The 25,064-nt window shown below is 70.4% G+C and carries 17 protein-coding genes; 8 read left to right on the top strand and 9 right to left on the bottom strand.

All coding sequences use genetic code 11. The annotated features are described in order from the left end of the window. The first annotated feature begins 367 nt into the window (after positions 1–367). Positions 368–1,120 carry a Gfo/Idh/MocA family protein gene (locus ACWGN5_RS16605; protein ID WP_453515517.1) on the top strand — a complete coding sequence of 251 codons (753 nt, stop codon included), beginning with the start codon at positions 368–370 and terminating at the stop codon, positions 1,118–1,120. A gap of 60 nt (positions 1,121–1,180) precedes the next feature. Here ACWGN5_RS16605 and ACWGN5_RS16600 read toward each other — a convergent pair whose 3' ends face one another. The 5 genes from ACWGN5_RS16600 to ACWGN5_RS16580 all read right to left on the bottom strand — a co-directional run bounded on the left by ACWGN5_RS16600 (position 1,181) and on the right by ACWGN5_RS16580 (position 11,304). Continuing rightward, entirely contained in the window at positions 1,181–2,275 is a 1,095-nt protein-coding gene (locus ACWGN5_RS16600; protein ID WP_453515515.1) for an ABC transporter substrate-binding protein, read from the bottom strand. Positions 2,276–2,443: 168 nt separating this feature from the next. Further along, a complete protein-coding gene (locus ACWGN5_RS16595) occupies positions 2,444–5,155 on the bottom strand; it encodes a SpoIIE family protein phosphatase (protein WP_453515512.1) in 2,712 nt (903 codons plus the stop codon). Between the two features lie 326 nt (positions 5,156–5,481). Then, a complete protein-coding gene (locus ACWGN5_RS16590; RefSeq protein ID WP_453515510.1) occupies positions 5,482–7,863 on the bottom strand; it encodes an RICIN domain-containing protein in 2,382 nt (793 codons plus the stop codon). A 174-nt stretch (positions 7,864–8,037) separates the two neighbouring features. Next, positions 8,038–9,480, bottom strand: a complete 1,443-nt coding sequence (locus ACWGN5_RS16585; protein ID WP_453515508.1) for an RICIN domain-containing protein — start codon at positions 9,478–9,480, stop codon at positions 8,038–8,040. Positions 9,481–10,305: 825 nt separating this feature from the next. After that, positions 10,306–11,304, bottom strand: a complete 999-nt coding sequence (locus ACWGN5_RS16580; protein ID WP_453515505.1) for a LacI family DNA-binding transcriptional regulator — start codon at positions 11,302–11,304, stop codon at positions 10,306–10,308. Between the two features lie 276 nt (positions 11,305–11,580). Between ACWGN5_RS16580 and ACWGN5_RS16575 the strand changes: the two genes are divergently transcribed. The 4 genes from ACWGN5_RS16575 (at position 11,581) to ACWGN5_RS16560 (ending at position 16,848) form a co-directional block, all read left to right on the top strand. Next, a complete protein-coding gene (locus tag ACWGN5_RS16575; protein ID WP_453515502.1) occupies positions 11,581–12,507 on the top strand; it encodes a carbohydrate ABC transporter permease in 927 nt (308 codons plus the stop codon). Positions 12,508–12,511: 4 nt separating this feature from the next. Further along, positions 12,512–13,486: a carbohydrate ABC transporter permease gene (locus tag ACWGN5_RS16570; protein ID WP_453515500.1), complete on the top strand. Its 975-nt coding sequence runs from the start codon at positions 12,512–12,514 to the stop codon at positions 13,484–13,486. 121 nt (positions 13,487–13,607) lie between these two features. After that, positions 13,608–14,948 (top strand): ABC transporter substrate-binding protein, encoded by a 1,341-nt coding sequence (locus ACWGN5_RS16565; protein WP_453515498.1) that lies wholly within the window; start codon positions 13,608–13,610, stop codon positions 14,946–14,948. Positions 14,949–15,096: 148 nt separating this feature from the next. After that, on the top strand, positions 15,097–16,848 hold the full coding sequence (locus ACWGN5_RS16560) for a glycoside hydrolase family 35 protein (protein WP_453515495.1): 1,752 nt from the start codon (positions 15,097–15,099) through the stop codon (positions 16,846–16,848). A 337-nt stretch (positions 16,849–17,185) separates the two neighbouring features. Here the strand turns inward: ACWGN5_RS16560 and ACWGN5_RS16555 are convergent, their stop codons facing one another. From ACWGN5_RS16555 to ACWGN5_RS16545, 3 genes are all read right to left on the bottom strand, one after another. Beyond that, positions 17,186–18,214, bottom strand: a complete 1,029-nt coding sequence (locus tag ACWGN5_RS16555) for an ABC transporter permease (RefSeq protein ID WP_453515492.1) — start codon at positions 18,212–18,214, stop codon at positions 17,186–17,188. Beyond that, on the bottom strand, positions 18,211–19,815 hold the full coding sequence (locus ACWGN5_RS16550; RefSeq protein ID WP_453515491.1) for a sugar ABC transporter ATP-binding protein: 1,605 nt from the start codon (positions 19,813–19,815) through the stop codon (positions 18,211–18,213). The genes ACWGN5_RS16555 and ACWGN5_RS16550 overlap by 4 nt, the downstream gene beginning before the upstream one ends. A 131-nt stretch (positions 19,816–19,946) precedes the next feature. Continuing rightward, positions 19,947–20,999, bottom strand: coding sequence for a substrate-binding domain-containing protein (locus ACWGN5_RS16545; protein WP_453515489.1), 1,053 nt, complete (start codon positions 20,997–20,999; stop codon positions 19,947–19,949). 792 nt (positions 21,000–21,791) lie between these two features. Here ACWGN5_RS16545 and ACWGN5_RS16540 point away from each other — a divergent pair. The 3 genes from ACWGN5_RS16540 to ACWGN5_RS16530 all read left to right on the top strand — a co-directional run bounded on the left by ACWGN5_RS16540 (position 21,792) and on the right by ACWGN5_RS16530 (position 24,687). Further along, positions 21,792–22,715 carry an SMP-30/gluconolactonase/LRE family protein gene (locus tag ACWGN5_RS16540; protein WP_453515487.1) on the top strand — a complete coding sequence of 308 codons (924 nt, stop codon included), beginning with the start codon at positions 21,792–21,794 and terminating at the stop codon, positions 22,713–22,715. Positions 22,716–22,886: 171 nt separating this feature from the next. Beyond that, the gene (locus tag ACWGN5_RS16535) at positions 22,887–24,254 is read left to right on the top strand and encodes an MFS transporter (protein ID WP_453515485.1); all 1,368 of its coding nucleotides are present in this window, start codon (positions 22,887–22,889) and stop codon (positions 24,252–24,254) included. Positions 24,255–24,357: 103 nt separating this feature from the next. Then, positions 24,358–24,687, top strand: a complete 330-nt coding sequence (locus ACWGN5_RS16530; RefSeq protein WP_453515482.1) for a hypothetical protein — start codon at positions 24,358–24,360, stop codon at positions 24,685–24,687. A 7-nt stretch (positions 24,688–24,694) separates the two neighbouring features. Here ACWGN5_RS16530 and ACWGN5_RS16525 read toward each other — a convergent pair whose 3' ends face one another. Next, positions 24,695–24,913: a hypothetical protein gene (locus ACWGN5_RS16525; RefSeq protein ID WP_453515479.1), complete on the bottom strand. Its 219-nt coding sequence runs from the start codon at positions 24,911–24,913 to the stop codon at positions 24,695–24,697. Between the last annotated feature and the right edge of the window lie 151 nt (positions 24,914–25,064).

Below are 25,064 nucleotides of genomic sequence, written 5' to 3'. Positions count from 1 at the left end.
CACCTCGTGTTGTTTGCGTTAACGCGAGGTGTTGGGATGAGTTTGGAAGCGCGGCGAGGGACTGTCAAGAGACGTCAAAGGAGGCACGCTCCTCCAGCGGGCAGCGGGACTTCACCATCCCTTCGTCCGGGGGCCGTTACCGTTGGTCCGCTCGCCGATCGCCTTGCCGATCCATGGTCGAATCCCGTTCTCCACCCCTGGACCGACGGCCCCGCCCTCGCGCCCGAGCACCGGTGAACCTGACTGCGTGCCATGGGCACGGATCGCGTTTCCCGGCCTTTGGCGCTGCCCGCCTCCGCACGTGCCCCTGCCCGCGCCGTAGCCTGGGCGCCCGGCGAAGCCTCCGTCAAGGCGGTCGCGTTCGCCCGTGCCGGCGGGCGGCGGCACGGCGCTGCAGACGTACACCGACCAGAAGGTCGTGGCCGTCGGCTCACGTGACGCCGGGCGCGCCCGCGCGTTCGCCGACCGCTTCGGCATCCCCTCCGCGTACGGCAGTTACGCGGAACTGGCCGAGGACCGTGACGTCGGCATCGTCTCCATCGCGTCCCCGCACTCGGGCCACTTCGAGCAGGCGATGCAGGCGATCGACGCGGGCCGGCACGTGCTCGTGGAGAAGGCGTTCACGCGCAATGCCGGCGAGGCCGAGCAGGTGATCGAAGCTGCCCGCAAGCGGGGGGTGTTCCTCATGGAGGCCATGTGGACCCGCTTCCTGCCGCACATCGACGTGTTCCGTCAGGTGGTCGCATCGGGACTGCTCGGCGAGGTGCAGACCGTCGTCGTGACCGGCGCGTCCGGGGCGTACGGCGTACTGAACACGACGGTCTTCGCCCGTACTCCGACCACGGCGTCGGTCTCGGGAACCCGTGCGCGTCTGGAGATCGACGGCCATTTCTACGGGCCGGCCGAGGTCCGCCTCATCGGCCGGGACCACGAGCTCCTCGACACCTTCGTCCCCGACCCGCTCGACGGCGGGCTCTGCTGCCAGGCCGCCGAAGCCGCGCGGTGCATCGGCGCCGGACGGCTGGAGTCCGACCTGATGCCGCTCTCCGAGACGCTGAGCATCATGCGGGTCCTGGACGGCGTCCGCCGCGATCTGGACGTGTCGTTCCCCGGCGAGTGAGGGGCCGGGGCGCCCGGGGCACCGCACTTGCGCGCCCTGCCGCCGGTCCCGTTCCGTCGTTCACCCGTTGATGGCCTCGTCCCAGTTCTGCCTCACCGTGTGCAGCGCCTTGGTCAGTTGCGCGTCGGTGGGAAAGGTCGGCGGGCCGCCCTCGACCGTCGGCAGCCTCGCCGCCTTGCCCTTGTCGAGCGTGCCGTCCTTCGCCATGACGTCCATGAGCACGGGCCGGGCGTAGCCGGTCAGCCGCAGGTTCTGTCCGTGGGTGCTCGCGAGGTACTCCTGCCACAGACGGGCCGCGGCGGGATGGGGAGCGTACTTGTTGATCGCCTGGGCGTAGTACTGCGAGAAGCTGCCGTCGAAGGGGATGGACACCTTCCAGCGCACGTCGGTGCCCCGCAGCTCGTCGACGTGCCGGAGGTTGAGGAAGTCCCACTCGATGCTGATGGGCGTCTCGCCGCGGGCGATCGCGGCGGGGTTGGGGTTGCCTCGGTTGTAGTTTCCGACGTCGTTGAGTTTCGCGAAGAAGTCGATGCCCGGCTGGATGTCGTCGAACGAGCCGCCGTTGGCCAGGGCGGCCGCGTACACGCCGGCGAAGGCCGATCCGGCCGTCGTGGGGTTGCCGTTGAGCGCGACCATCCCCCGGTACTCGGGCTTGAGCAGATCGGCGAAGGAGACGGGGCAGACGGGGACCCGGTTGTTGTCACAGCCGATGGACACGTAGCCGCCGTAGCTGTTGAACCAGTTGCCGTTCGGGTCCTTCTGGTTCGCCGGAATCCTGTCCCAGTCGGTGACCCGGTAGGGCGCGAGCAGGCCCTGGCGTGCGCCTGCCTGGGCGAAGGCGTCTCCGAGGTCGAGGACGTCGGGGGCGCTCGCCTTGCCGCGGTTCTTCCTGATGTCGTCGAGCTCCTGCTGGCTCGACCCGAACGGATTGCTGTTGACGATCTTGATCCCGTACTTCTGCGTGAAGCCGTCCATCAGGCCGCCGTAGTTCGCCCAGTGGCGCAGCAGGGTCGTCGTGTGGAGCGTGCCCTCCTTCTGCGCCGCCTTGACCAGCGCGTCCATGCCGCCGGCTTCCGCGGCGGAGCCGGCCACGGCGGGGGGCACCACCCGTACGGGCTCGCTCTTCTCCCCGCAGGCACCGAGGCCCAGCACCATGGCACAGAGGGAGGCCGTCAAGGCGGCGGCACGTGTTCGGGGAGGTACGACCACGGCGTCTCCGCGAGGACCAGAAGGCGACAATCGGGCGATTTCCATCCTACTCGGGGGGTCTGAGGGTGTCCGTGCGGCGCGTGCCGGCCGCCACGCGGCCTCCACCGGCGGCCCTCACAGCTCCACGTCGTCCCACTGGCTGAGGATGTCCTCCTCCCCCAGCGCGTCCAGGTCGGGTCCCGCGTCGACACCGATCGCCTGGGCGGCCCAGATGGTCTTCCCCCGCGGGGAGTAGCGGGTGCCCCACTTCTCGGCGTACTGGGCGACGAGGAAGAGGCCGCGGCCTCCTTCGTCGGTGTCGCTGGCACGCCGGATGTACGGGGCGGTGCTGCTTCCGTCGGAGACCTCGCAGACCAGGGAGTTGCTGTACAGCAGCCGCACCTTGATGGGTTCGAGGCCGTAGCGGACGGCGTTGGTGATCAGTTCGCTGAGGATGAGTTCGGTACCGAAGGCGATGTCGTCGAGGCCCCATTCCGCCAGTTTGCGGGCGCAGGCGTTGCGGACGGGGCTCACGGCCGCCGGGTCGCGCGGCACGTCCCATTCGGCGACCCGGTAGGGGTCGAGGCGGCCGACGCGCGCCACGAGGAGTGCGACGTCGTCGCCCGATCCCGCGGGCAGCATCGTGTCGATGACGGCGGTGCAGGTCTCTTCGGGCGTGCGGTCGGGCCCGGTGAGGGCGTCCCGGAGGGCGTCCAGGCTCTCGTCGGGGTCCCGGGTGCGGTCCTCCAGGAGGCCGTCGGTGTAGAGCACGAGCCGGGAGCCTTCCGGCAGGGTCGTCCGGGTGGTCTCGACGGGCATGCCGGCCCCGAGGCCGAGCGGCGGGGAGACCGGGGATTCCAGGAACTCCACGCCTCCGTCGGGACGGACGACGGCCGGCGGCAGGTGCCCCGCCGTGGCCACGGTGACCTCACCGGACACGGAGTCGTACACGACGCACAGGCAGGTGGCTCCGGTGATGGCCTCTCCCCACTCCCCGGCGGACTCGTCCTGGGTGTCGAGGAGGGCCACGAGTTCGTCCAGGTGCCGGATCAGTTCGTCCGGGGACAGGTCGAGCGCCGAGAAGTTGTGTACGGCGATGCGCAGGCGGCCCATGGTGGCCGCGGCGTGCAGACCGTGACCGACGACGTCGCCCACGACCAGGGCCACCCGGGCGCCGGGCAGCGGGATCACGTCGAACCAGTCGCCCCCCACGCCGGACTCCGCGGGCAGATAGCGGGACGCCACGTCGAGCGCCTCGTCGCCGGGGAGGTTGCGGGGCATCAGGCTGCGCTGGAGGGTGACCGCCATGGTGTGCTCGCGGGTGTAGCGGCGGGCGTTGTCGATGGAGACCGCGGCCCTGTTCGCCAGTTCCTCGGCGAAGGACAGATCCTCGTCGGAGAACGGCGTGGAGGCGTCCGACCGCCAGAAGTTCGCCACCCCCAGGACCACGCCCCGCGCGCGCAGCGGTACGACCGCCAGGGAGTGGATGCCGTAGCGGAGGATCCGCCGGGCCCGTTCCTCGTCCTGGGCGCGCCATCCGGACGAGGAGGCGAGGTCGGGCACCACCACGGAGCGGCCCTCCCTGACGCTGGTGTCCACCGGCGTTCCGGGTATGAAGTGGATCAGCTCTCCGGAGGGGTAGAGCGGGTGCTCCTCGGTGATGCCGGCCATGGCCGTCCGGCGCAGCTCGGTGCTCGCCCCGGCGGGTTCCTCGCCCTTCAGGACGGGGTCCAGGAGTTCGACGGTGGCGACGTCCGCGAACCCGGCGGCCGCCACCTCCGCCAGTTCCTCGGCGGTACGCACGACGTCCAGGGTCGTGCCGACGCGTACTCCGGCGTCGTAGAGCAGGGTCAGCCGCTCCCTGGCCACCTCGGCGCGCCCGGCCAGGGAACGCAGCTCGGTGGTGTCCCGCAGGGTCACCACGCTTCCCGGCTGGCCGCCGAAGGGCAGGGTGACCCGTTTGTTGAGGGCGAGGAGACGGTCCGCGGCGAGGTGCACCTCGTCGGTGGCGATCCGGTCCGACGCCAGGAGGTTCGTGAGGGAGGCGTCGAGGCCGAGGTCCGTGATGCGGCGCCCCTCCGCGTCCGCCGGGAGGTCGAGGAGCCGGCGCGCCTCGTCGTTGGCGAGCAGCAGCCGGCGGTCCCGGCCGGTGATGAGCACTCCCTCGCGTACGGCGTGCAGGACCGCGTCGTGGTGCTCGTACATCCGGGTCATCTCCGCCGGGCCCAGGCCGTGGGTCTGACGGCGCAGCCGCTGGCTCACCAGGCCCGTGCCGAGGGCGACGAGGGCGAGGGCACCGCCCGCGCTGCCCAGGAAGACGGGCAGCTGCTGGTTCACCGAGTCCTTGACCTTCTCGACCGTGACCGCCGCGGAGACGATGGCGACCACGTTGCCCTTGGCGTCCTTGACGGGGGCCGCCGAGACGACGGAGAGACCGAGGGCGCCTTGGAAGGTACGGGTGAAGGGCCGGCCGGCCGCCGCTTCGGCGTAGGGGCCGATGACGTGCTTGCCGAGCTGAGTGGTGTCACTGTGGGTGAGGGTGATTCCGTCGAGCCCGTACACGATCAGGGCGTCGATGCCGGAGGCCTTGCGGGCCCCTTCGGCCAGGGGCTCGAGCTCGATGGTCGGAAAGTCGCTCTGCAGGGCCCGCACGAGGCCGGGGGCGTGGGCGAAGGACTCGGCGGCGGCGATGGTCCGGTGCCGGGCGTCGGTCATGGTGTCGCGGCGGGCCTGGACGACGATCGCCACGACGGCGGCGGCGACGAGGAGGATCACGAGGGCCAGCTGGAGCAGGAAGACCTGGCGGGCGACGCTGCGCGTGGTCAGCCATGACCTGAAGCGCCGCATGCCCCTTACGACGCTTTCGAGGGGATCACTTATGTCGTGACCCTTTTCTCCGCTCATGCTCCTCATTTATCCCTTTTCGGCTCGCGCCTGGCAAGCATGGGATGCCATGGGCCGGGGTTCCGGCAGGTCAGGGCACGCGGCGGCGGCCGAACCGGCCGGCCGACCGCCTCACTCGCTGTGATCCGCGGCCACGGCGCGTTGCGCCGCGGATCAGGAGGGTCCACGAGCGGATCGCCCGGCCGGCGAGCGGCGCCCCACCGGCGGTGCCGACCTTGTCGGGGCACCGCCGGTGGGGGCACGGGAGGCTTCCGGACCGGCCGGGGCTGCTAGGAGGTGGCGAGCTGCTGGTTCGCCGCCGTGTTGCAGGCGTACTGCACGACCTCGGCGCCGTTCGCCGTCGAAGCTCCGCTCACGTCCAGGCACTTCCCGCTGTGCCGGGCCAGCAGGGTCAGGAAGCCGTCGGCCGACTTGTGCACCGACCACTGCTGGTTGCTGCCGCCGTTGCAGCCGTACTGGAAGACGATCGCGCCGTCGGCGGTGGACTCGTTGGTGACGTCCAGGCACTTGCCGCTGTTCCGGGCGACGACGTTGACGTAGCCGCCGCCCACGGGCCGCAGCGACCACTGCTGGTTCGTGGCGCCGCCGCAGGTGTACTGGACGACCTGGGCGCCGTCCGCGGTGGAGGCGCCGCTGACGTCCAGGCACTTGCCGCTGTGCCGCATGCGCAGGGGCGTCCAGGTGTCCGCGGCGACGGAGCGGAAGGTCCAGGACTGGTTGGACCCGGTCGTCGGACGGTAGACGCCGACGGGCGCGCCGTCGCTCGTGGACTGGCCGCTGACGTCCAGGAGCTTGCCGCTGGCGCTGTTGACGAGGGTGTGGTGCCCGTCCCCGGTCGTGGACAGCATCCAGGTCTGCTCGGCGGAGGTGCCCGCGGTCACCAGGGCGAGGGCGTCACCCTGGGCCGCGAGCGCCTTCCCGCCGGCGACGCTCGTGATGCGGTAGGTGGCGGTGCTGCCCCAGTCGGCCGCGGCGAGCTTGGTGAACTTCCACTGCTGCGCCGTGGTGCCGGGGCTGGAGGTCCGCTGGACCAGCGTGCTCTGGCCGTTGCTCGTGGAGACGGCCAGGGCCTTGCCGCTGTTGTCGTTGAGCAGCTGCCGCGCCGCGCCGGTGGGAGCCGTGCTGTCGGAGACGTTCACGCCCGTCGCGCCGGGCAGGACGAAGGTGGTGACGGAGCCCGCACCCACGGTCGCGGTGAGCGTCTTGCCGACGGGGGTCAGGTCGCCCTCGCGCTGCAGGTTCTTGGTGCCGTCGGTGGTGTAGCGCTGGACGGCCCCCGTGCCCACGTTCTGGAATCCGGCGAGGTTCAGGGTGAGCCGCTGGGGCGCGCCGGTGGGGTTGGTGTGGACGACGACCGCACCCTGGCCGGCCGGTCGCAGAGCGGCGAAGGTGTCGGCGTTGTCGGTGTTGATGACGCGGGCGCCCGGGCGGACGAACCGGGTGTAGTTCGCCATCGCCCAGTACTTCTTGTTCTTGCGCAGGGGCTCGGTGGCCGCGTCCTCGGGGGTGAAGTCGGTCTGGATGAGGCCCCAGTTGGAGTTCTCGTGCCCCGGGGTCATGTTCTCGTAGTCCTCGACGGCCTGCCACAGCACCCAGGCGCGGGGCTCCAGTTCGCGGAAGTCCTCGTTGACGTGCTGGGTGAGGTCGAGGGCGGGGCTCATGTCGGTGAAGCTCTGCCCGACGCTGCCGCCGAGGTCCACCTCGGACATCCACAGCGGGGTGGCCGCCCCCTTGGCGATGTCACGGACTCCGGTCCGGCCGTTCGTGCCGTACGTGTGGGTGTTGAGCCTGCCGATCGCGGACTTGACCGCCGGGTCGTAGGTGTCCCAGTTCGTACGGAAGACGTCGGGGTTGGTCTCGTCCATGGCGGCGATGGGGGTGGTGAGGCCGTCGGCGTTCAGCCGGGCGCGCATGGTGGTGATCATGCGTGCCTGGGAGGCGGGGTCCCAGTGGGAGCCTTCCTGCCGCCCGCCGGCGTGCCAGTAGTCGGTGCCCGGTTCGTTGACAGGGGACAGCGAGTCGAAGGTGACCCCGGTGGCGCTCTGCGCGCGCTTGAGGGCGCCGGAGAGGTACGCGGCGAACCGGTCGTACTGGTCGGAGCGGAGGTTGTCCTGCCAGCCGTTGGTCGCCCCGGAGACCAGGCCGCTGTTCGTCATGAAGTACGGGGCGGAGTTGGAGAAGGCCTCGAAGGTGTCGGCGCCGCGCGCCTTGGCGGCGGTGAGCCACCAGCGCTGGTTGGCGTCGGCGTTCGGGTTCCAGTGGGTCGGGTTGTTCGGGTCCCACCAGTCGGGGGACTCGGGCCCGGGCCGGTTCCAGTAGCCGGGGACGGCCGCGCCGGCCCTCATGTAGGGGGTGGTCTCGGGGCTGTCGCCGCCGCCGATGTTGTAGCGGGCGATGGTGAAGCCGAGGCCGTCGGCACCGTAGAGGGCGTCCGCGAGCGCGTTGCGCTGGGCGTCCGGCCAGCCGCCGGTCACGTTGGCGAACCAGGCGAGGGCGGTGCCCCACCCCTGGAACGGCTGCTGCTGGTAGCTGGGATCGGGGCGGACGGTCACCGCCTGCTCGGTGCCCTCGGCCGCCGCCACCGAGGTCAGGGGCGTGAGGCCGGTCGTGAGGAGGGCGGCAACGGCGGCGGCGCCCAGGACCGCGCTCATGCGCACAGGCGTCGGGGGGCGTACACGGGTGGAGCGCAAGGTCGGTCTCCCTGAGTCGGTCGTCGATCGCCGGGAGCGCCGCGGGCGGTCCGGCTGATGGTGCGGGACGAGTGGTCATGGGTGGGGCAGGCCCCGACGGGGGCCGGGGCCTGCCCGGTGCGGTCCGGGCGGCGGTCAGACAGCCGTGCGGAGCCACTTCTGGTTGAGGCCGGTGTTGCAGGTCCACTGGATGAGCGGCGTGCCGTCGCTCGTGGAAGTGTTCATGACGTCGAGGCACTTGCCGCTCTGCACGGCGGCCAGCTGCACGGTGCTGCCGGAGCCGATCACGCTCCACTGCTGGGCGGCCGTTCCGTCACAGGGGTACTGGACGATCGCGGCGCCGTCGGCGGTCGAACCGTCCTGCGCGGAGAGGCACTTGCCGCTGTACCGGGCCACGATCTGCACACGGCCGTTGCCGGCGGACTTCAGCCAGAACTCCTGGTTGACGCTGCGGGTGCCGCAGGTCCACTGGATGAGGGCGGCGCCGTCGGCGGTGGAGCGGTCGGCCACGTCGGCGCACTTGCCGCTGTGCGAGGCGGTCAGCGTCTCCCACGTCCCGAGACCCTGCACCGACCCGGTGGCCGTGTCCACGGTGATCTGCGGGTAGTAGTCCATGGTCATGGTGGTCTTGGTGGGGAACTTCAGCGGCAGCCAGACGTACTGGGAGTCCTGCACCATGCCGCCCATGGAGTTGCCCCACCGGTCGCCCATGTAGAGGTACGACGTGCCGGACGTGCCCTGCACCGGAAGGACGTAGGCCGTCTGCGAGCCGTAGGTGATCCAGTCACCGACGTTCTTCAGGCCGCTCCAGGTGCCGGTGATGCTCGTGGCGGTGCCGTACATCTGCTGGTTGGGCGCCCAGCCCTTGGCACCGGAGGTCAGCAGGAAGTACACGCCGCTGCGCTTGAACAGCGCGGGGGCCTCCCGCGACTGTCCCGCCCACAGCTTCTGCACCTGCGCGGCGATGCCCGTGTAATCGGCGGTCAGCCGGTAGACGTGCAGGTCGGCGTTCTCGTTGGCCGCGGAGATCATGTACCCCGCGCCGTCGGTGTCGACGAACGTGGTGATGTCACGGGACATGTGACCCAGCGGACGGAAGCTGCCGCGCCAGGAGTAGTCACCGTCGACGGTCGAGGAGACCGCCACCGCCGCACGCGCCTCGGAGTAGTCCGTGGCGCTCCCCTCCTTGTGCATCCACATCACGAACTGCCCGGTCGAGGCGTTGTACATCACCTTCGGCCGCTCGATGTTCGCGCCCTGCAGCTCCGGATCCGTCGCCTCGCTCAGTACGTGGTTGCGGAACTCCCACGTCTTCAGATCGGTGGAACGGTAGGCCGACACGTACCGGAAGCTGTTGTCGGCATTGCGGTCCTCACCGAACCAGTAGTAGTACGCCCCCACCTTCACGACCCCGCCGCCATGGGCGTGGACGGGGTTGCCCGCCGGGTCCGTGAACTGGGTGGCGTTGTCGATGGTCACCGACGCGGCACGAGCCGTGCCCATGGCACCGAAGAGGGACAGGAGAACGGCACAGAGTGCGGTGAGCACGGTGGCCGTCCCCGAGGATGTGCGTCGCATGATCGCGTACCTCGCGGTCTGAGGGGGAGGGGAAGTGTCTGGCGTGACGGTTGGGGCAGGCGTGAGCGCACCTCCGGCGCAGGGGGCCTGCGCATACGGGGTGCACCGGCGACATCGCGTGCCGGCCGGAAGGTGACCGCCGGGTGGGGTCCGGCGTCGCCGACGAAAGGTGACGACCCTGTTACACCGAGGTGTCGCCTCGCCATGTTCGCGTTAACTTGAGCGCTTGGGACGAGAGTGTGGAGAGGGCCGTGGGGGCTGTCAAGGATTCGGACAAGACTCGCCATAGTTGACTCCTCGGCGATGTTTACGCCAACATGCCGCAGGTGGTCCCGTCCGCGCGGGCGGCCTTCCGCGCCTTCCGGCGGCGGGTCGCCCGCACGGCGTCGCACGACAGGTTGCCCGCCGGCCGGCCCTGGCCGGCGGCGGCTTCGGAGCGACAGAGGTGCCGGGAGGCACACCGCGCGGGATTGCTGGTAGGCGCACCGGGCGGGGTTGCCGGTCAGCGCACCGCGCCGGGCTACCGGTAGACGCACCGCGACGGGCTGCCGGTCAGCGCACCGCGCGGGGCTGGCGCGCGACACGACGAAAGCCGCGCGGGCGGACCGCGGCGCGGGGCCCTGGCACCCGCCCTCATCGTGTGTTCCGGGCACGGCTCCGCCACGGCCCGGCATCACGAGCTGAAGCCCGCGCCCCCTTCTCCGCCATTCGAGCGCGCCTCACCGGGCCGACGAAAGCCCCCGTCAGCCCCGTTCCCTCGCGCCCGGCCGGCAGGACTCCCGTACCGTCCGCCCACCTACCCGGGCACGCCTCAGTACGTCCGTCTCAGCGCTTCCGTCCGCGCTTGCCGGGGGACGCCGTGCTGTTCCGCTCCACCAGGTTGGTCGCCACGAGCCGTACCCCCGTCACCGTCTCCCCCGCGAGCTCCTGCAGGACGGCGTCGACACACAGCGCTCCGACCTGGGCGAAGTCCTGGCGAACCGTGGTCAGGGGCGGGATGAAGGAGGCCGCCTCCGGGATGTCGTCGAATCCGACGACGCTGACGTCCTCGGGGACGCGCACCCCGCGCTCGTGGAAGGCCCGCAGCACACCGAGGGCCATCTGGTCGTTGGCCACGAACACCGCCGTGCAGGACTTCTCGTCGGCGAGCCTCAGTCCTGCCTCGTATCCCGACTCGGGGGTCCAGTCCCCACGCAGTACGGGAGGCACCGTGCGCCCTTCCTCGCGCAGTGCCGCCTCCCACGCCTCGGCACGGCGGCCCGCGGCGAAGGACTCCTCCGGTCCCGCGACATGCCACACCGTGCCGTGGCCGAGGTCGAGCAGATGCCGCACCGCCGAGCGGGCGCCCTGTCGCTGGTCCGTGTCCACCACCGGGAAGCGCCCTGTGGCGTCCGAGTCCACCACGACCACCTTGACGTGCGGCGGCAGGGTGAGGGCGGCGGTGTCGAGCAGGTGCACCTCCATGATCAGCACCACGGCGTCGACAGCCAGCTCGTCGAGACGGGTGAACGCCCCCTTGACGTTCTCCTGGGTGGGCGCGTCGAGCGGGATCAGGGTGACGGCGTAGCCCGCGCGGGAGGCCGAGCTGGTGACGGCGTCCAGGGTCTTGACATTGCCCGTGGTGGTGAGGCCCCTGATGATGACGCCTATGGCTCGAAAGTCACCCCGCTTGAGGGCTCGGGCCGCGCTGTTGGGACGGTATCCCAGCTCCTTCATCGCGGCGAGGACCTTCTCGCGGGTCGCCGCGACGACGGCCGCGTCACCGTTGGAGACGCGGGACACCGTCTGCGAGGAGACGCCCGCCCGCTGGGCGACGTCCGCCATGGAAACACGGCGCGGCCTGGCACGCGCCCCCCGCCGGCCTTCGTTCACGGCCACCGACCGGCCGGTCGCGTTCTGCTCGGTCACCCGATTCCCTCTCATTCGCTGCCAGTTCGTGCTTGACGCCCCCCAGCGGGAATGTCACCATCACCTTACCGATGATTGCGTAAACATTACGTATCGGTTATCAATTCCCGCAGAGACGCCTTTCGGCCTCAGGCCCCACCACTTCGCTCCCCGTCTCCGGACCGCTCGGTCACCGACGCTAGGACCCAAGCCATGACGCTCCTGTCGACGTCAGCACAGGCGGCTCCTCCGCCCCGCAGACAAGCCCGTTTCCGCCTCCGCAAGGAGGCTTGGGTGGGCTGGGGCTTCGCCGGCCCGTTCGTGGCGGTCTTCGGTCTCGTGTTCATGGCACCCATCGGTTACGCCCTGTACCTGAGCCTGTTCCAGGACCGGCTCATCGGCGGCACCTCCTTCGTCGGCCTCGACAACTACGGCGAGGCGCTCACCGACCCCCGCTTCTGGGACGGGCTGGTCCGCGTCGGGCTCTTCCTGTTGGTACAGGTACCCATCATGCTCGGGATCGCGCTCCTCGCCGCGCTCGCGATCGACAGCGGACGTCTGTACGGCAAGACCTTCTTCCGGGTCGCGATCTTCCTGCCGTACGCCGTGCCCGCCGTCGTCGCAGGTCTGATCTGGGGCTTCATGTACGGCACGCAGTTCGGCCTGGTCGGCAACGTCAACGACGCGTTCGGCGTCTCACTGCCCGACCCGCTCTCGCCGTCCCTGGTCCTGGCCTCCATCGGCAACATCGTGACCTGGGAGTTCGTCGGCTACAACATGCTGATCTTCTACTCCGCGCTCAAGGTCGTACCGCGCTCGCTCTACGAGGCGGCCGCCATCGACGGCGCCGGCGAGTGGCGGGTGGTGCGCTCGGTCAAGCTCCCGGCCATCCGCAGCGCGCTCGTCATCGCCACGATCTTCTCGATCATCGGCAGCTTCCAGCTCTTCAACGAGCCCAGCATCCTGCAGAAGCTCGCTCCGAACGCGATCACCAGCGACTTCACCCCCAACCTCTACACCTACTCGCTGTCCTTCTCGGGCCAGCAGCACAACTACGCGGCGACCGTGGCGATCGTGATGGGCATCCTCACCGCGATCATCGCCTACGCGGTCCAGCTGCGCGGCATGCGGAAGGGCTGAGCCGATGACCACCTCCATGACCACCGCGTCCGCCGAGCCCAGCCCCTCCCCCGCGGGGCCGCCGGCCGCCGGCACCTCGCACGGCGCCCGGCCCGCCGCACCGACCCGCCGCAAGCGGCGTCCGCACACCCCGCTCAACCCGCGCCCCAGCATCCCGCTGACACTCGTCACCGGCATGCTCCTCCTCTACACCCTCCTGCCGCTGGCCTGGCTGCTCATCAACGCCACCAAGGACCAGAAGGGACTGCTCGACTCCTTCGGTTTGTGGTTCGCCGAGGACACCCACTTCTGGGACAACATCTCCCGCACCCTCACGTACGACGACGGCGTCTTCGTCCGCTGGCTGCTCAACACCCTGCTGTACGTCGCCGCCGGCGCGGGCGGCGCCACGATCCTCGCCGTCCTGGGCGGCTACGCCCTGGCCAAGTACGACTTCCCCGGCCGCAAGGCGGTCTTCGCGGTGGTCATCGGCGCCGTGGCCGTCCCCGGCACCGCCCTGGCCGTCCCCACCTTCCTGATGTTCAGCAACATGGGACTGACCAACACCCCCTGGGCCGTCATCATCCCCTCCCTGGTCTCCCCCTTCGGCCTCTACCTCATGTGGGTCTTCGCCGCCGAGGCCGTCCCCACCGAACTCCTGGAAGCCGCGCGCATCGACGGCTCCGGGGAACTGCGCACCTTCTTCACCATCGCGATGCCGCTCCTGGTGCCGGGCACCGTCACCGTCCTGCTGTTCTCCATGGTCGCGACCTGGAACAACTACTTCCTGCCGCTGATCATGATCAAGGACCCCGACTGGTACCCGCTGACCCTCGGGCTCAACGCCTGGAACGCCCAGGCCCAGACCGCCGGCGGCGAGGCCGTCTTCGACCTCATCATCACCGGCTCCCTGCTCACGATCGTCCCGATCGTGGCCGTCTTCCTGCTGCTCCAGCGGTACTGGCAGTCCGGCCTGGCCGCCGGCAGCGTCAAGGAATGACCAGCCCTTCCCGATCCGCCCCTTCCCGATCCGTCCCTTCCCGATCCGCCTCCTCCCGATCCGCCCCCTCCCGGAAGTTTCCTCACACCCGCACCCGCACCCTCGACCAGGAGCACCTCCCATGCGTACCCACACCACCCGCAGACTGCTCGGCGCACTCTCCGTCATCGCCACCCTCACGCTGACCGCCACGGCCTGCGGCTCCGACGGCTCGGACACGGGGGCCGGCGACAGCGGTCCGAAGGACATCAACGCCGCGCTGGAGAAGGGCGGAAAGGTCACGGTGTGGGCCTGGGAGCCCACGTTGAAGAAGGCGGCGGAGGACTTCGAGAAGAAGTACCCGAAGGTCGACATCGAACTGGTCAACGCCGGCACCGGCGACAAGCAGTACACCGCCCTGCAGAACGCGATAGCGGCCGGCTCCGGCGCCCCGGACGTGGCCCAGGTCGAGTACTACGCGCTCGGCCAGTTCACCATCGCCAAGTCCGTCGAGGACCTCTCCTCCTACGGCGCCCAGAGGTACGGCACGAGCTTCACCTCCGGCCCGTGGAACGCGGTCACCGAGGACAAGTCCATCTACGCCCTGCCGATGGACTCCGGCCCGATGGCGTTCTTCTACAACAAGAAGGTCTTCGACAAGCACCACATCAAGGTGCCGGCCACCTGGGACGAGTACGTGGAGGCCGCCCGCGCCCTGCACAAGGCCGACCCCAAGCTCTTCATCACCAACGACGCCGGCGACGCCGGTGCCACCACCAGCCTCATCTGGCAGGCCGGCGGGCGTCCTTACCAGACCGACGGCACGAACGTCACCATCGACTTCGGCGACGAGGGCACCCAGAAGTACGCCGCCACCTGGCAGAAGCTCCTCGACGAGAAGCTCGTCGCGCCGATCACCTCCTGGAGCGACGCCTGGTACAAGGGCCTGGCCGACGGCTCCATCGCCACCCTCTCCATCGGCGCCTGGATGCCCGCCAACCTCACCTCCGGCGTCGCCTCCGGCTCCGGCGACTGGCGGGTCGCCCCGCTCCCGCAGTGGACGAAGGGCGAGAAGGTCAGCGCCGAGAACGGCGGCAGCTCCCTCGCCGTCCCGAAGGCCGCGAAGAACAAGGAACTCGCCTACGCCTTCACCGAGTTCGCCACCACCGGCGCCGGAGCCAGCGCCCGCGTCGCGCAGGGCTCGTTCCCCGCGACCCGCGCCGACCTGGAGTCCAAGGCGTTCCTCGACACCAAGTTCCCCTACTTCGGCGGGCAGCAGGCCAACCAGATCTTCGCCGAATCCGCCCGCAACGTCGGCGCCGACTGGTCCTACCTGCCCTTCCAGGTGTACGCGAACTCCATCTTCAACGACACCGTCGGCAAGGCCTACGTCTCCTCGACCAAGCTCACCGACGGCCTGAAGACCTGGCAGGACGCCAGCGTCAAGTACGGCAAGGACCAGGGCTTCACCGTCAACAAGTGACCCGGGCGACACGGGGGCGCAGCCGCATCGCGACTTCGCCCCCGTTCGCCTGTGGAAAGGGCTTGCCACGCCTCTCGTGTTTTGCGTAAACATGGAGGCGTGGCGTCTTGGCCCCGCACGACCCCTCACCTACAGGAGCACACAGCGCATGCCCGATCTCCAGACAGACAAGGCCGGATTCCTCCTCGACGGCCAGCCCTTCCGCTTCCTGTCCGGCGGGCTGCACTACTTCCGGGTCCACCCCGAGCAGTGGCAGGACCGACTCCGCAAGGCCCGGCTCATGGGCCTCAACACCGTCGAGACCTACGTCCCCTGGAACCTGCACCAGCCGCGCCCCGACCGCTTCGTGAGGGACGGCGGGCTCGACCTCCCCCGCTTCCTCGACCTCGCCGCGGCCGAGGGACTGCACGTCCTGCTGCGGCCCGGCCCGTACATATGCGCCGAGTGGGAGGGCGGCGGTCTGCCCTCGTGGCTGCTCACCGAGCCGGACATCCAGCTGCGCACCCGCGACCCCCGGTTCCTGGCGGCGGTGGACGACTTCTTCGAGCGCCTGCTCACCCCGCTCCGGCCGTACCTCGCCTCACAGGGCGGTCCGATCCTGGCCGTGCAGGTGGAGAACGAGTACGGGGCCTACGGCGACGACAGCGCCTATCTGGAGCACATCGCCGGCTCGCTGCGCGCCTGCGGCGTCGACGTTCCCCTCTTCACCTGCGACCAGCCGGTGGACCTGGAGCGGGGCGCCCTGCCCGGCGTCCTCGCCACCGCCAACTTCGGCAGCCGCTCGGCCGACCATCTGTCCGCGCTGCGCGCGTGGCGCCCCGAGGGGCCGCTGATGACGACGGAGTTCTGGATCGGCTGGTTCGACCGCTGGGGCGCCCGCCATGTGGTCCGCGACCCCGAAGACGCCGCCCGCGAGCTCGACGAAGTCCTCGCCACCGGCGCCTCGGTCAACTTCTACATGTTCCACGGCGGTACGAACTTCGGCTTCACCAACGGCGCCAACGACAAGCAAACCTACCGGCCCACCGTCACCTCGTACGACTACGACGCACCGCTCGACGAGGCCGGCGACCCGACGGAGAAGTACCGCGCCTTCCGCGACGTCATCGCCAAGTACGCGCCGGTGCCCAGCGAGCCCGTCCCCGCCCCGGGGGCCAAACTGGCGGTCCCCGCGGTCGCGCTGACGGAGAGCGCCGGCCTGCTGCCGAGCGCGGCCACGCTGACACCTGGGATCGACTCCCGGCGTCCGCTGACCATGGAGGAGCTGGAGCAGGACTTCGGCTTCGTCCTCTACGAGACGACGCTGCCCCTGCGCGGCCCCGCCCTGCTGGAGATCGAGCACGTCCGCGACCGGGCTCAGGTCTTCGTCGACGGCCAGCCGGTGGGCGTCCTGGAGCGGGAGAACCACGAGCACGCCCTCGCCTTCACGGTTCCCCGGGCCGGCGGCGTGCTCTCGATCCTGGTGGAGAACCAGGGCCGGGTGAACTACGGCCAGGGCATCCACGACCGCAAGGGCCTGCTCGGAAAGGTCCTCCTGGACGGCGTCGAGCCGACGGCCTGGACGAACCGACCGCTCCCGCTCACCGCACTGGACGACGTGCCCTTCGCGACCACCACGACGACTCCCGTGGGCCCGACCCTCCACCGGGGCACCTTCGAGGTCACCGAGGCGGCCGACACCTTCCTGCACCTCGACGGCTGGACCAAGGGGAACGCCTGGGTCAACGGCTTCGCGCTCGGCCGTTACTGGTCCCGCGGCCCGCAGAAGTCGCTGTACGTCCCGGCTCCGGTCCTGCGCGCCGGTACGAACGAGATCGTCGTCCTGGAACTCCACGCGGGCCCCCGGGGCCGTACCGTCGACTTCCTCGACGCCCCCGACCTCGGCCCCACCGAGGAGTAGGAACACCCCCGGCGACGCCGGGTTCGGGCGCGCCCCCTGCGCACCCGGGCCCGGCGTCGCCGCGCGTTCGGCGCCGCACCTGCCCCGCCCTCCCATCCCTGGGAGGGCTTTGCCGTCCCCGCGCGTACGTGCGGACGGGTACGTCGAGCCCGGCGGGCTGTGAAGGCCGTGCGCTGGGGGCGGCACTCCGGCGTGGTCGGCTGGAGGGCGGCGCGCCGGGGCGACTCGCCTCCGTACTCCCGTACCGTCCACCACTGGGGGACGGGCGCGGTCGCCGGAACGCCGAGAGGCCCGCTCCCCTCGGGGGCGGGCCTCGTCGGTGTGTCGGTGTGTCGGGTCAGTGCGGAAGTCCGACCGCTCGTTCACCGTTGCGGCGCTGCTGGATCACCACGGCGGCCACGAGCAGGGCGCCCTGGGCGACGTTCTGCCAGAAGGTGTTGATGCCCTGGACCGTGAGGCCGTTCTCCAGAGCGCCCAGGAGGGCGACGGCGAGGAGTGTGCCGCCGACGCCTCCCTTGCCGCCCTTGAGAGCGCAGCCGCCGAGGGCGGCGGCGGTGATGGCCTTGAGTTCCAGGCCCTCACTGCCGGAGACGGGCTGGCCGGAGCCGGTACGGGCGGTGAGCAGGATGCCGGCGACGGCGGCGACGACGCCGATGAGGGCGTAGACGGCGACGAGGTACTTGTTGATGTTGATGCCGGCGAGGCGGGCGGCGGTGTCGTTGCCGCCGATCGCGTAGAGGTTGCGGCCGATGTCCGTGTACTTGAGCATCACGTGCACGGCGATCGCGACGACGATGAGGATCCAGATCATCACCGGCAGGCCGGCGATCTTTCCGCGGCCGAGGAACACGAAGACCGGGTCGTTGAGGACGTATCCCTGCGCGCGGCCGTCGGAGACCAGTTGGGCGATGCCCTTGTACGCGGCGAGGCCGGCGAGGGTGGCGATGGTCGGGTTGACCCGTCCGTAGACGATCGCCACGCCGTTCACGATGCCGACGAGCACTCCGACGACGAGTGCGGCACCCATGCCGAGGTACGGGTTGGAGCCGGCCGAGGTGAAGGCCATCGCGCTGACCACGGAGGCCAGGCCCGCCTGCGAGCCGACGGAGATGTCGAGGCCGCCGCAGATGATGACGACGGTCTGGACGATGGCGAGGAGGCCGGTGATCGTCACGGCTTCGCCGATGACCTGGATGTTGGACCAGCTCAGGTAGTTCTCGTTGAGGGCGCCGAACAGCCCGAGGACCACGACGAGCGCACCGATGAGGCTGAGGTTCTGCCCGCCGAGGGCGGCCAGCGGCGAACGCTTGCGGGCCGTTGCCGGGGCCTTCTCGGTCTCGGCCGGGGAGGTGGTCGCGGTGGTCATCGGGGGCCTCCATGGGCGGAGTCGGTACGGGGCCGGGGAACGGCCGGGGTGGGAGCGGCGTCCGGGGAAGCGAGGTCGTCGGCCATGGCGAGGTTGAGGATGGATTCCTCGGTCGCCTCGGCCCGGCCGAGTTCGCCGGTGATGCGGCCGTTCTGCATCACCACGACGCGGTCGGCGAGTCCGAGCACCTCGGGGAGTTCGGAGGAGATCACGAGCAGGGCGACGCCGTCCCGTGCCAGGTCGGCGATGATCCGGTAGATCTCCGCCTTGGCGCCGATGTCGATGCCGCGGGTGGGCTCGTCGAGGATCAGGACCTTCGGCCGTCGCAGCAGCCACCGGGCGAGGACGACCTTCTGCTGGTTGCCGCCGGACAGCTTGCGCACCTCGTGCTCGATGGAGGGGGTGCGGACCCTGAGCCGGTCGGAGAACTCCTGGGCGACGGCCTTCTCCTGGCCGCTGCGGACGAAGCGCATCCGGCGCAGCCGCTCCAGGCTGACCAGGGAGGTGTTGTCACGGATGGACCGCTGCAGGAAGAGGGCCTGGGCCTTGCGCTCCTCCGGGGCCAGGCCGATGCCTGCCCGGATGGCGTCCTTGGGGCTGCGCAGCCGCAGGGGCCGGCCGTTCAGGGTGATCCGCCCCGAGCGCAGGGGGCGGTCGCCGGCGAGCGCGAGGCCCAGTTCCGAACGCCCGGCGCCCATGAGTCCGGCGAGGGCGACGACTTCTCCGGCCCTGATGCGGAGGCTGATGTCGGTGACGTCGTCGGTGGTGACGCCGTCGAGTTCCAGGACGACTTCGTCCCGGGCGACGTCCTGGCGTACGAACAGCGAGGAGAGGTCGCGGCCGACCATCATCCGTACGACTTCGCTCTCGGTGGTCTGCGCGGCGTCGAGGACGCCGGCGGAGGCGCCGTCGCGGAGCACCGCGATCCGGTCCGCGAGGCGGAAGATCTCCTTCATGCGGTGGGAGACGTAGATGATCGCGATGCCCTGGGCGCGCAGCCGGTCGATCAGGGCGAACAGGGCCTCGGCCTCGTTCTCCGCGAGCGAGGAGGTCGGCTCGTCGAAGGCGATGACCTTGGCCTCGCCGGTGAGGGCGCGCAGGATCTCCACCAACTGGCGCTGTGCGGGCGTCAGTTCGGAGCCGAGTTGATCGGGGTCGATGACCTTCTCGAAGCCGAGCCGTGCCAGGTCGGTCGTGATCCTGTGGCGCAGTTCGGCGCGGTCGAGGCGTCGGCCGGCCTTGCGGGGCAGGGATCCGGCGTAGACGTTCTCCGCGACGGAGACGTGCGGGATGATCTCCGGCTCCTGCGGGATGATACGGATCCCGGCCTTGCGCGCGTCCTGCGGTGAGCCGAACGAGACCGGAGTGCCGTCGAGGAGGATGCGGCCTTCGGTGGGCTGGTGGTCGCCGGTGAGGATCTTCAGCAGCGTGGACTTGCCCGCGCCGTTCTCCCCCATGAGGGCGGTGACCTGCCCCGGGAGGAAGGTCAGGGTGACGCCGCCCAGGGCCTGGACGGCGCCGAAGCGCTTGGTGATGTTCTCTACGGCGGCACCGGCGCCTGGGGCCGCCGGCGTGGGGGGTCGGGTGCCTGGTGTGGTCATGCTGGCCTCACGGGCTGGAGGGACGGGGAGGAAGCGCCGGGGGGTGGGAAGCCGGTGCGGCGAGCGGGCGTGTCGCCGCACCGGCGCTGGGGCCTGTCGGGAGTTTTCGGACAGGCCCCGGGGGCCGCGGCTCAGCCGCAGGTGACTCCGGCGGACTTCCAGGTGGAGGCGTCGACCATGGTGGTCGGGGCGAAGGCTTCCTTCGGGAAGGCCTTGCCGTTCTTGAGCTTGTCGTACATCGTCTGGACGGCCAGGGCGCCGACGTCCTTGCCGTTGATGAACAGCGCGGCCTTCATGCCGGACGGCTTGCCGGAGCTCCAGTTCTTGCAGGCCAGGTAGGCGCCGAGGCCCACGCCGATGACGTCGTCGGCCTTGAAGCCGGCGTTCTCCAGTGCGGTCACTCCGCCCTGGACGTTCTCGTCGTTGCAGCCCCAGACGACCCAGTGCTTGACGCTCGGGTTCGCCGTGATGGTGGCCGCGATCTTGTCCTGTGCACCGGTGGGGCTGTTGTCGGTGGGGACGTCGATGTTCTGCACCTTGGCGCCGGAGGCCGCGGCGAAGGCTTCCTTGGACGCCTTGACGCGGTCGGTGCAGACGGTCACGTCCTGCTTCCAGGCGGAGATGGTGCGGGTCTCCGCGGGGTTCCAGCCGGCCTTCTTGAACTCGGCGGCGGCGCGCTTGCCGACCTCACCGCCCATCTGGGCACCGCTGAAGCCGATCCGGGGCACCAGGGCATCGGGGGCACAGGAGGACGGGTCCGGTCCGGTCGTGCAGATCTGGTCGTCGGAGGTGAGCAGGGCCACCTTGGCGTCCTTGGCGATCTGGGCGACCTGGGGCCCGACGGCCGGGTCGGGGACGACGACGATCAGGCCGTTGCTCTTCTGCGAGATCGCCGACTGGGCCTCGCTGACGGTCTTGTTGGCGTCGTTGCCGAGGTTGACGACCTTCAGGTCGATGCCGAGCTCGTCCGCCTTGGCCTTGGCGCCGGCCGCCTCACCGACGAAGTACTCCTGGTCGCCCTGCTTCTGGAGGTAGGTCAGGGTGATCTTGCCGTCGACCTTGGCCACGTCCGCGCCCCCCGAGCCGGCCGCCTGCTGGCCGCTGGAACAGGAGGTCAGCGCGAGGACGGAGGCCAGGCCCAGAACGGCTGCTGCCATCGGCCGCCGGTGGTGGTCAGTGAACATGTCATTCCCCTTGCTCGGACGGGCAGCACACGGCCGACCGGTGAGGTGCAGAAACAGGTGGGCTCGCGGAGGGTCGTGGTGAGGGCGAGGGAACGACGGTTCCGGTCCCGTCCGACGACGGCGCGAGGGGGGCGACTAGGCACTTCTGTGGGGTGTCGAAGTCACCACAGTCAGTCGTCAATCAGCTCGACGTCCCACAGAAAATCGCTGTTTCGATCAAAAGTCAACAGAGCGTCCAGCAGGTTTCGGTTCGATATGTCGCCGTTACCGAGACTCAACCTGGGGGCCTGACGTGGCAATCGCTTACTGCGCGGGCGATCACCGCAGCCACCCCTGAGGATGTTGAATTCTGTTCGACTTGCTTCGGGAGTCGACGAGGGAAGGGCGGCCGAGCCCGTCAGCGCGTCAGCTCGCCGAGCAGGGTCAGGGGCGCGCGCGGATCGTCGGAGCGGGAGGTACTGACACTCAGGTACATGGCTACCTCTGAGGTGCAGAGGGGCTGGGGACGGTCGGTGCGCCGGCGGCTTCCCCGGCGGCCACGACCACATGAGGCGGTCCTCGGAGGGGGACGAAGGACGACCGCCTCTCGGTGTTTGCGCAAAAGTACATCGCCCCCGCCGAACCCGACAGTCCCGAATGCATCACGTCACGCGGCCCGCGAGGCCGCCCCACGGGGACGCCGCGACGAGGCCACCCACAGCCCCGGCAGGCCCGCGCCTCGAAGATCTTGAAGGGGACTATTTACAGGGGTTAGCCGAATGGTTACGTTAACACCGAGCAAGGAGACTTCATATGCGCCACCTGAGGGCCCGTCCCTGCAGCCCGGATCCCGGCACGCTCTGCGAGGGCCCCCTATGGGATCCCGCCGCGCAGGAGCTGCTGTGGGTCGACATCACCGCCGGCCTCGTCCACCGCGGCAGCCTGGTTCCGTTCGCGGACGGCAGCGATCTGCCCGACGTACTGCCTCGCGTCACGCTCGCCCCCGGCGGCCCGGTCGGCGCCGTCCTGCCGAGCCGCAGCGGCGCGCTGATCGCGGCGGTGGCCACGTCCGTCGTGAGGATCGACGCCAGCGGCCGGTCCGAGGAGCTCGCCTCCCTGCCGCCCTTCCCGGACGGCGTGCGGCGACGGTTCAACGACGCCGCGTGCGACCCGCGGGGACGCCTCCTCGCCGGCACCATGCCGTACGACACGACCGACGGAGCCGGTTCTCTGTACCAACTCGGCCCGGACGGCGTACGGGTGCTGCTCGACTCCGTGACCGTTTCCAACGGGCTCGGCTGGAGCCCCGACGGCTCCCTGATGTACTACGCCGACGGCGCGACCGGCCGTGTCGACGTGTTCGACTACGACGTCGCCACCGGAACTCCCAGCGGCCGACGGCCGTTCGCCGCGATCGACGGCGGTGTGCCGGACGGCCTGACCGTCGACCGGGACGGCGATGTCTGGGTCGCGGTCCGGGGCGGGGGGCAGGTGCGCGCCTTCGCACCCGACGGCACCTGCCACACCGTCGTACACGTCGGCGCCTCGCAGGTGTCCAGTGCCGTCTTCGCGGGCCCCGCCCTCGACACCCTCGTGATCACGACGGCGACCGAGGGACTGACCCGGCACCAGCTGGACGAAGAACGCCACGCCGGACGGCTGTTCGTCTGCCGTCCGGGCATCGCCGGGCTTCCGGCCGTGCCGTTCGACGATCGCGTCCTCCAGGGCGCGGCATGACCGCCCTGCGAGCAACTCCTCCCGTGTGAGGCCGCGAAGGAGAGTCATGGCGGCGGGGCGCATGCGGGGAGGTCGAACTATGGTGCCCCAGCACATACGCGGCCGACCTGCGGCTTCCTACGGTGTGGCGACACCGAAACGTCCCCGCACGAACGCCTGGAAGTGGTGCACATGGCCGCCGCAACAACCGCTCCCACACCCCCCGGTTCCCTCAAGCGCATCGTCGCCGCCAGTCTCATCGGCACGACCATCGAGTGGTACGACTTCTTCCTGTACGGGTCCGCCGCCGCGCTGGTCTTCAACAAGCTGTTCTTCCCCGAGTCCGACCCGCTGGTCGGGACGCTGCTGTCGTTCCTGACGTACGCCGTCGGGTTCGCCGCGCGGCCGCTCGGCGCGCTCGTCTTCGGGCACTACGGGGACCGGCTCGGGCGGAAGAAGCTGCTGGTCCTGAGCCTGCTTCTGATGGGTGGGGCGACCTTCGCGATCGGGCTGCTGCCGACGCACGCCACCGTCGGCTCCGCCGCTCCGGTGCTGCTCACGGCGCTGCGCCTGGTCCAGGGCTTCGCGCTCGGCGGCGAGTGGGGCGGGGCCGTCCTGCTGGTGTCCGAGCACGGCGACGCGAAACGGCGCGGGTTCTGGGCGTCCTGGCCGCAGACCGGGGCGCCGGCCGGGCAGTTGCTCGCGACCGGTGTGCTGTCCGCGCTCACCGCGCTGCTCTCCGACGCCGCCTTCGCCTCCTGGGGCTGGCGCGTTCCCTTCCTGCTCTCCGGCGTCCTGGTGATCGTCGGCCTGTGGATCCGGCTCTCCGTCGACGAGTCGCCCGTCTTCAAGGCGGCGCTCGCCGCCGCCGAGGAGCGCAAGGCGGCCGCCGGGCAGGTCGAGAAGATGCCGCTGGTCGCCGTGCTGAAGCACCACTGGCGGGACGTGCTGGTCGCGATGGGCGCCCGGATGGCGGAGAACATCTCGTACTACGTGATCACCGCGTTCATCCTCGTGTACGCGACCACGCAGGTCGGCCTGACCAAGCAGACCGCCCTCAACGCCGTCCTCATCGCCTCCGCCGTCCACTTCGCCGTCATCCCCGCCTGGGGCGCGCTGTCCGACCGGATCGGCCGCCGCCCGGTCTATCTGATCGGCGCGGTCGGCGTCGGGGCGTGGATGTTCCCGTTCTTCCTGCTCATCGACCACGGCAGCTTCGGCTCCCTGCTCCTCGCCGTCACGGTCGGTCTGGTCCTGCACGGGGCGATGTACGCGCCGCAGGCGGCCTTCTTCTCCGAGATGTTCGCGACCCGGATGCGCTACTCCGGCGCGTCCATCGGCGCCCAGTTCTCCTCCGTGGCCGCCGGAGCCCCGGCGCCGCTCATCGCGACCGCGCTCCTCCAGGACTACGGCACCTCGACGCCGATCGCCCTGTACGTGATCGCCGCCGCGCTGCTCACCGTCGTCGCCCTCGCCTGCGCCCGCGAGACCCGCGAACGCGACCTCGGCGAGATCACCGACCGGAGCACCGAGAACGCCCGCGTCCGCGCCGACGCCTGACCGGAGCCCCGACCCGGACACCGAGAGGCCCTCTCCGCCCACGGGGCGGCGGGGGCCTCTCGGTGTCGTCGAGCGACCTTCGCCCCGCCGCTACGCTCAGGGCATGGATGACAGTGACCAGCCGACTCTTGACCAGATCGAGGAGCGCTTCGTCGAGCTCGTCGCGGGCCGGCTGTCCCGGGACGAGGCCGATCGCTGGGCAGCGAGGTGGGTGCTCGCGGACGGGCTCGTCTGGGACGAGCTCTCCTGGTGGGCGCTGAACCTTCTCCACGGAATCGATCTCCCCGCGGGCGGGAGCGGTGGTCACCTGCACGACGACGCACAGGTGCGGGCGTGGCTCGCCGAGTTGCGGGCAACGTCGAGATCGGCCGCACGCCGCCCTGCCGACGACCGGCGCCTGAGCGCCGCGGTCGGCAGGGCGGACGCCGACTGAGACGGCACTAGCTGCCGGGCCTGAGGTGTTGGAGGACGCCCATCCCCACGGTGAAGCTCGCGGCCAGGCTGGTGCCGCCCGCTCCCAGGATGGCCAGGGGGCCGCCGTTCACCGCCATGACGACGACAACGGCGACGAGGGCGACCACGACGGCGGACAGGGCGACGATCGCCACGTCGCGTCCGGGGTGCCTGCAGATGTTCGACTGGGTGGCATGAGCCGACACGAGGGTGCCTCCATTGACTTGTTCTTCGCTCGGGCAGGGCACACCCCACCCAGGTGGGGCGTGCTTCATGGGGTGGACCGGTCAGCGGGTCCGGCATAAGCCGGCCGGCCGGGGCCACGCTCCGAGCGAGGCAGTCAATGCGACCTCCGAA

This window comes from Streptomyces sp. NPDC055815 (genome assembly GCF_053616475.1).
The sequence above is the reverse complement of the archived record's forward strand: the minus strand, read 5'-3'. Positions and strand labels throughout refer to the sequence as shown.

What these genes read in the sequence shown, in the direction of transcription:
- ACWGN5_RS16600 (WP_453515515.1), bottom strand. Translation starts at nt 2,275, where the DNA reads ATGGTGCTGGGCCTCGGTGCCTGCGGGGAGAAGAGCGAGCCCGTACGG.
- ACWGN5_RS16595 (WP_453515512.1), bottom strand. Translation starts at nt 5,155, where the DNA reads ATGCGGCGCTTCAGGTCATGGCTGACCACGCGCAGCGTCGCCCGCCAG.
- ACWGN5_RS16590 (WP_453515510.1), bottom strand. Translation starts at nt 7,863, where the DNA reads ATGAGCGCGGTCCTGGGCGCCGCCGCCGTTGCCGCCCTCCTCACGACC.
- ACWGN5_RS16585 (WP_453515508.1), bottom strand. Translation starts at nt 9,480, where the DNA reads ATGCGACGCACATCCTCGGGGACGGCCACCGTGCTCACCGCACTCTGT.
- ACWGN5_RS16580 (WP_453515505.1), bottom strand. Translation starts at nt 11,304, where the DNA reads ATGGCGGACGTCGCCCAGCGGGCGGGCGTCTCCTCGCAGACGGTGTCC.
- ACWGN5_RS16575 (WP_453515502.1), top strand. Translation starts at nt 11,581, where the DNA reads ATGACGCTCCTGTCGACGTCAGCACAGGCGGCTCCTCCGCCCCGCAGA.
- ACWGN5_RS16570 (WP_453515500.1), top strand. Translation starts at nt 12,512, where the DNA reads ATGACCACCTCCATGACCACCGCGTCCGCCGAGCCCAGCCCCTCCCCC.
- ACWGN5_RS16565 (WP_453515498.1), top strand. Translation starts at nt 13,608, where the DNA reads ATGCGTACCCACACCACCCGCAGACTGCTCGGCGCACTCTCCGTCATC.
- ACWGN5_RS16560 (WP_453515495.1), top strand. Translation starts at nt 15,097, where the DNA reads ATGCCCGATCTCCAGACAGACAAGGCCGGATTCCTCCTCGACGGCCAG.
- ACWGN5_RS16555 (WP_453515492.1), bottom strand. Translation starts at nt 18,214, where the DNA reads ATGACCACCGCGACCACCTCCCCGGCCGAGACCGAGAAGGCCCCGGCA.
- ACWGN5_RS16550 (WP_453515491.1), bottom strand. Translation starts at nt 19,815, where the DNA reads ATGACCACACCAGGCACCCGACCCCCCACGCCGGCGGCCCCAGGCGCC.
- ACWGN5_RS16545 (WP_453515489.1), bottom strand. Translation starts at nt 20,999, where the DNA reads ATGTTCACTGACCACCACCGGCGGCCGATGGCAGCAGCCGTTCTGGGC.
- ACWGN5_RS16540 (WP_453515487.1), top strand. Translation starts at nt 21,792, where the DNA reads ATGCGCCACCTGAGGGCCCGTCCCTGCAGCCCGGATCCCGGCACGCTC.
- ACWGN5_RS16535 (WP_453515485.1), top strand. Translation starts at nt 22,887, where the DNA reads ATGGCCGCCGCAACAACCGCTCCCACACCCCCCGGTTCCCTCAAGCGC.
- ACWGN5_RS16530 (WP_453515482.1), top strand. Translation starts at nt 24,358, where the DNA reads ATGGATGACAGTGACCAGCCGACTCTTGACCAGATCGAGGAGCGCTTC.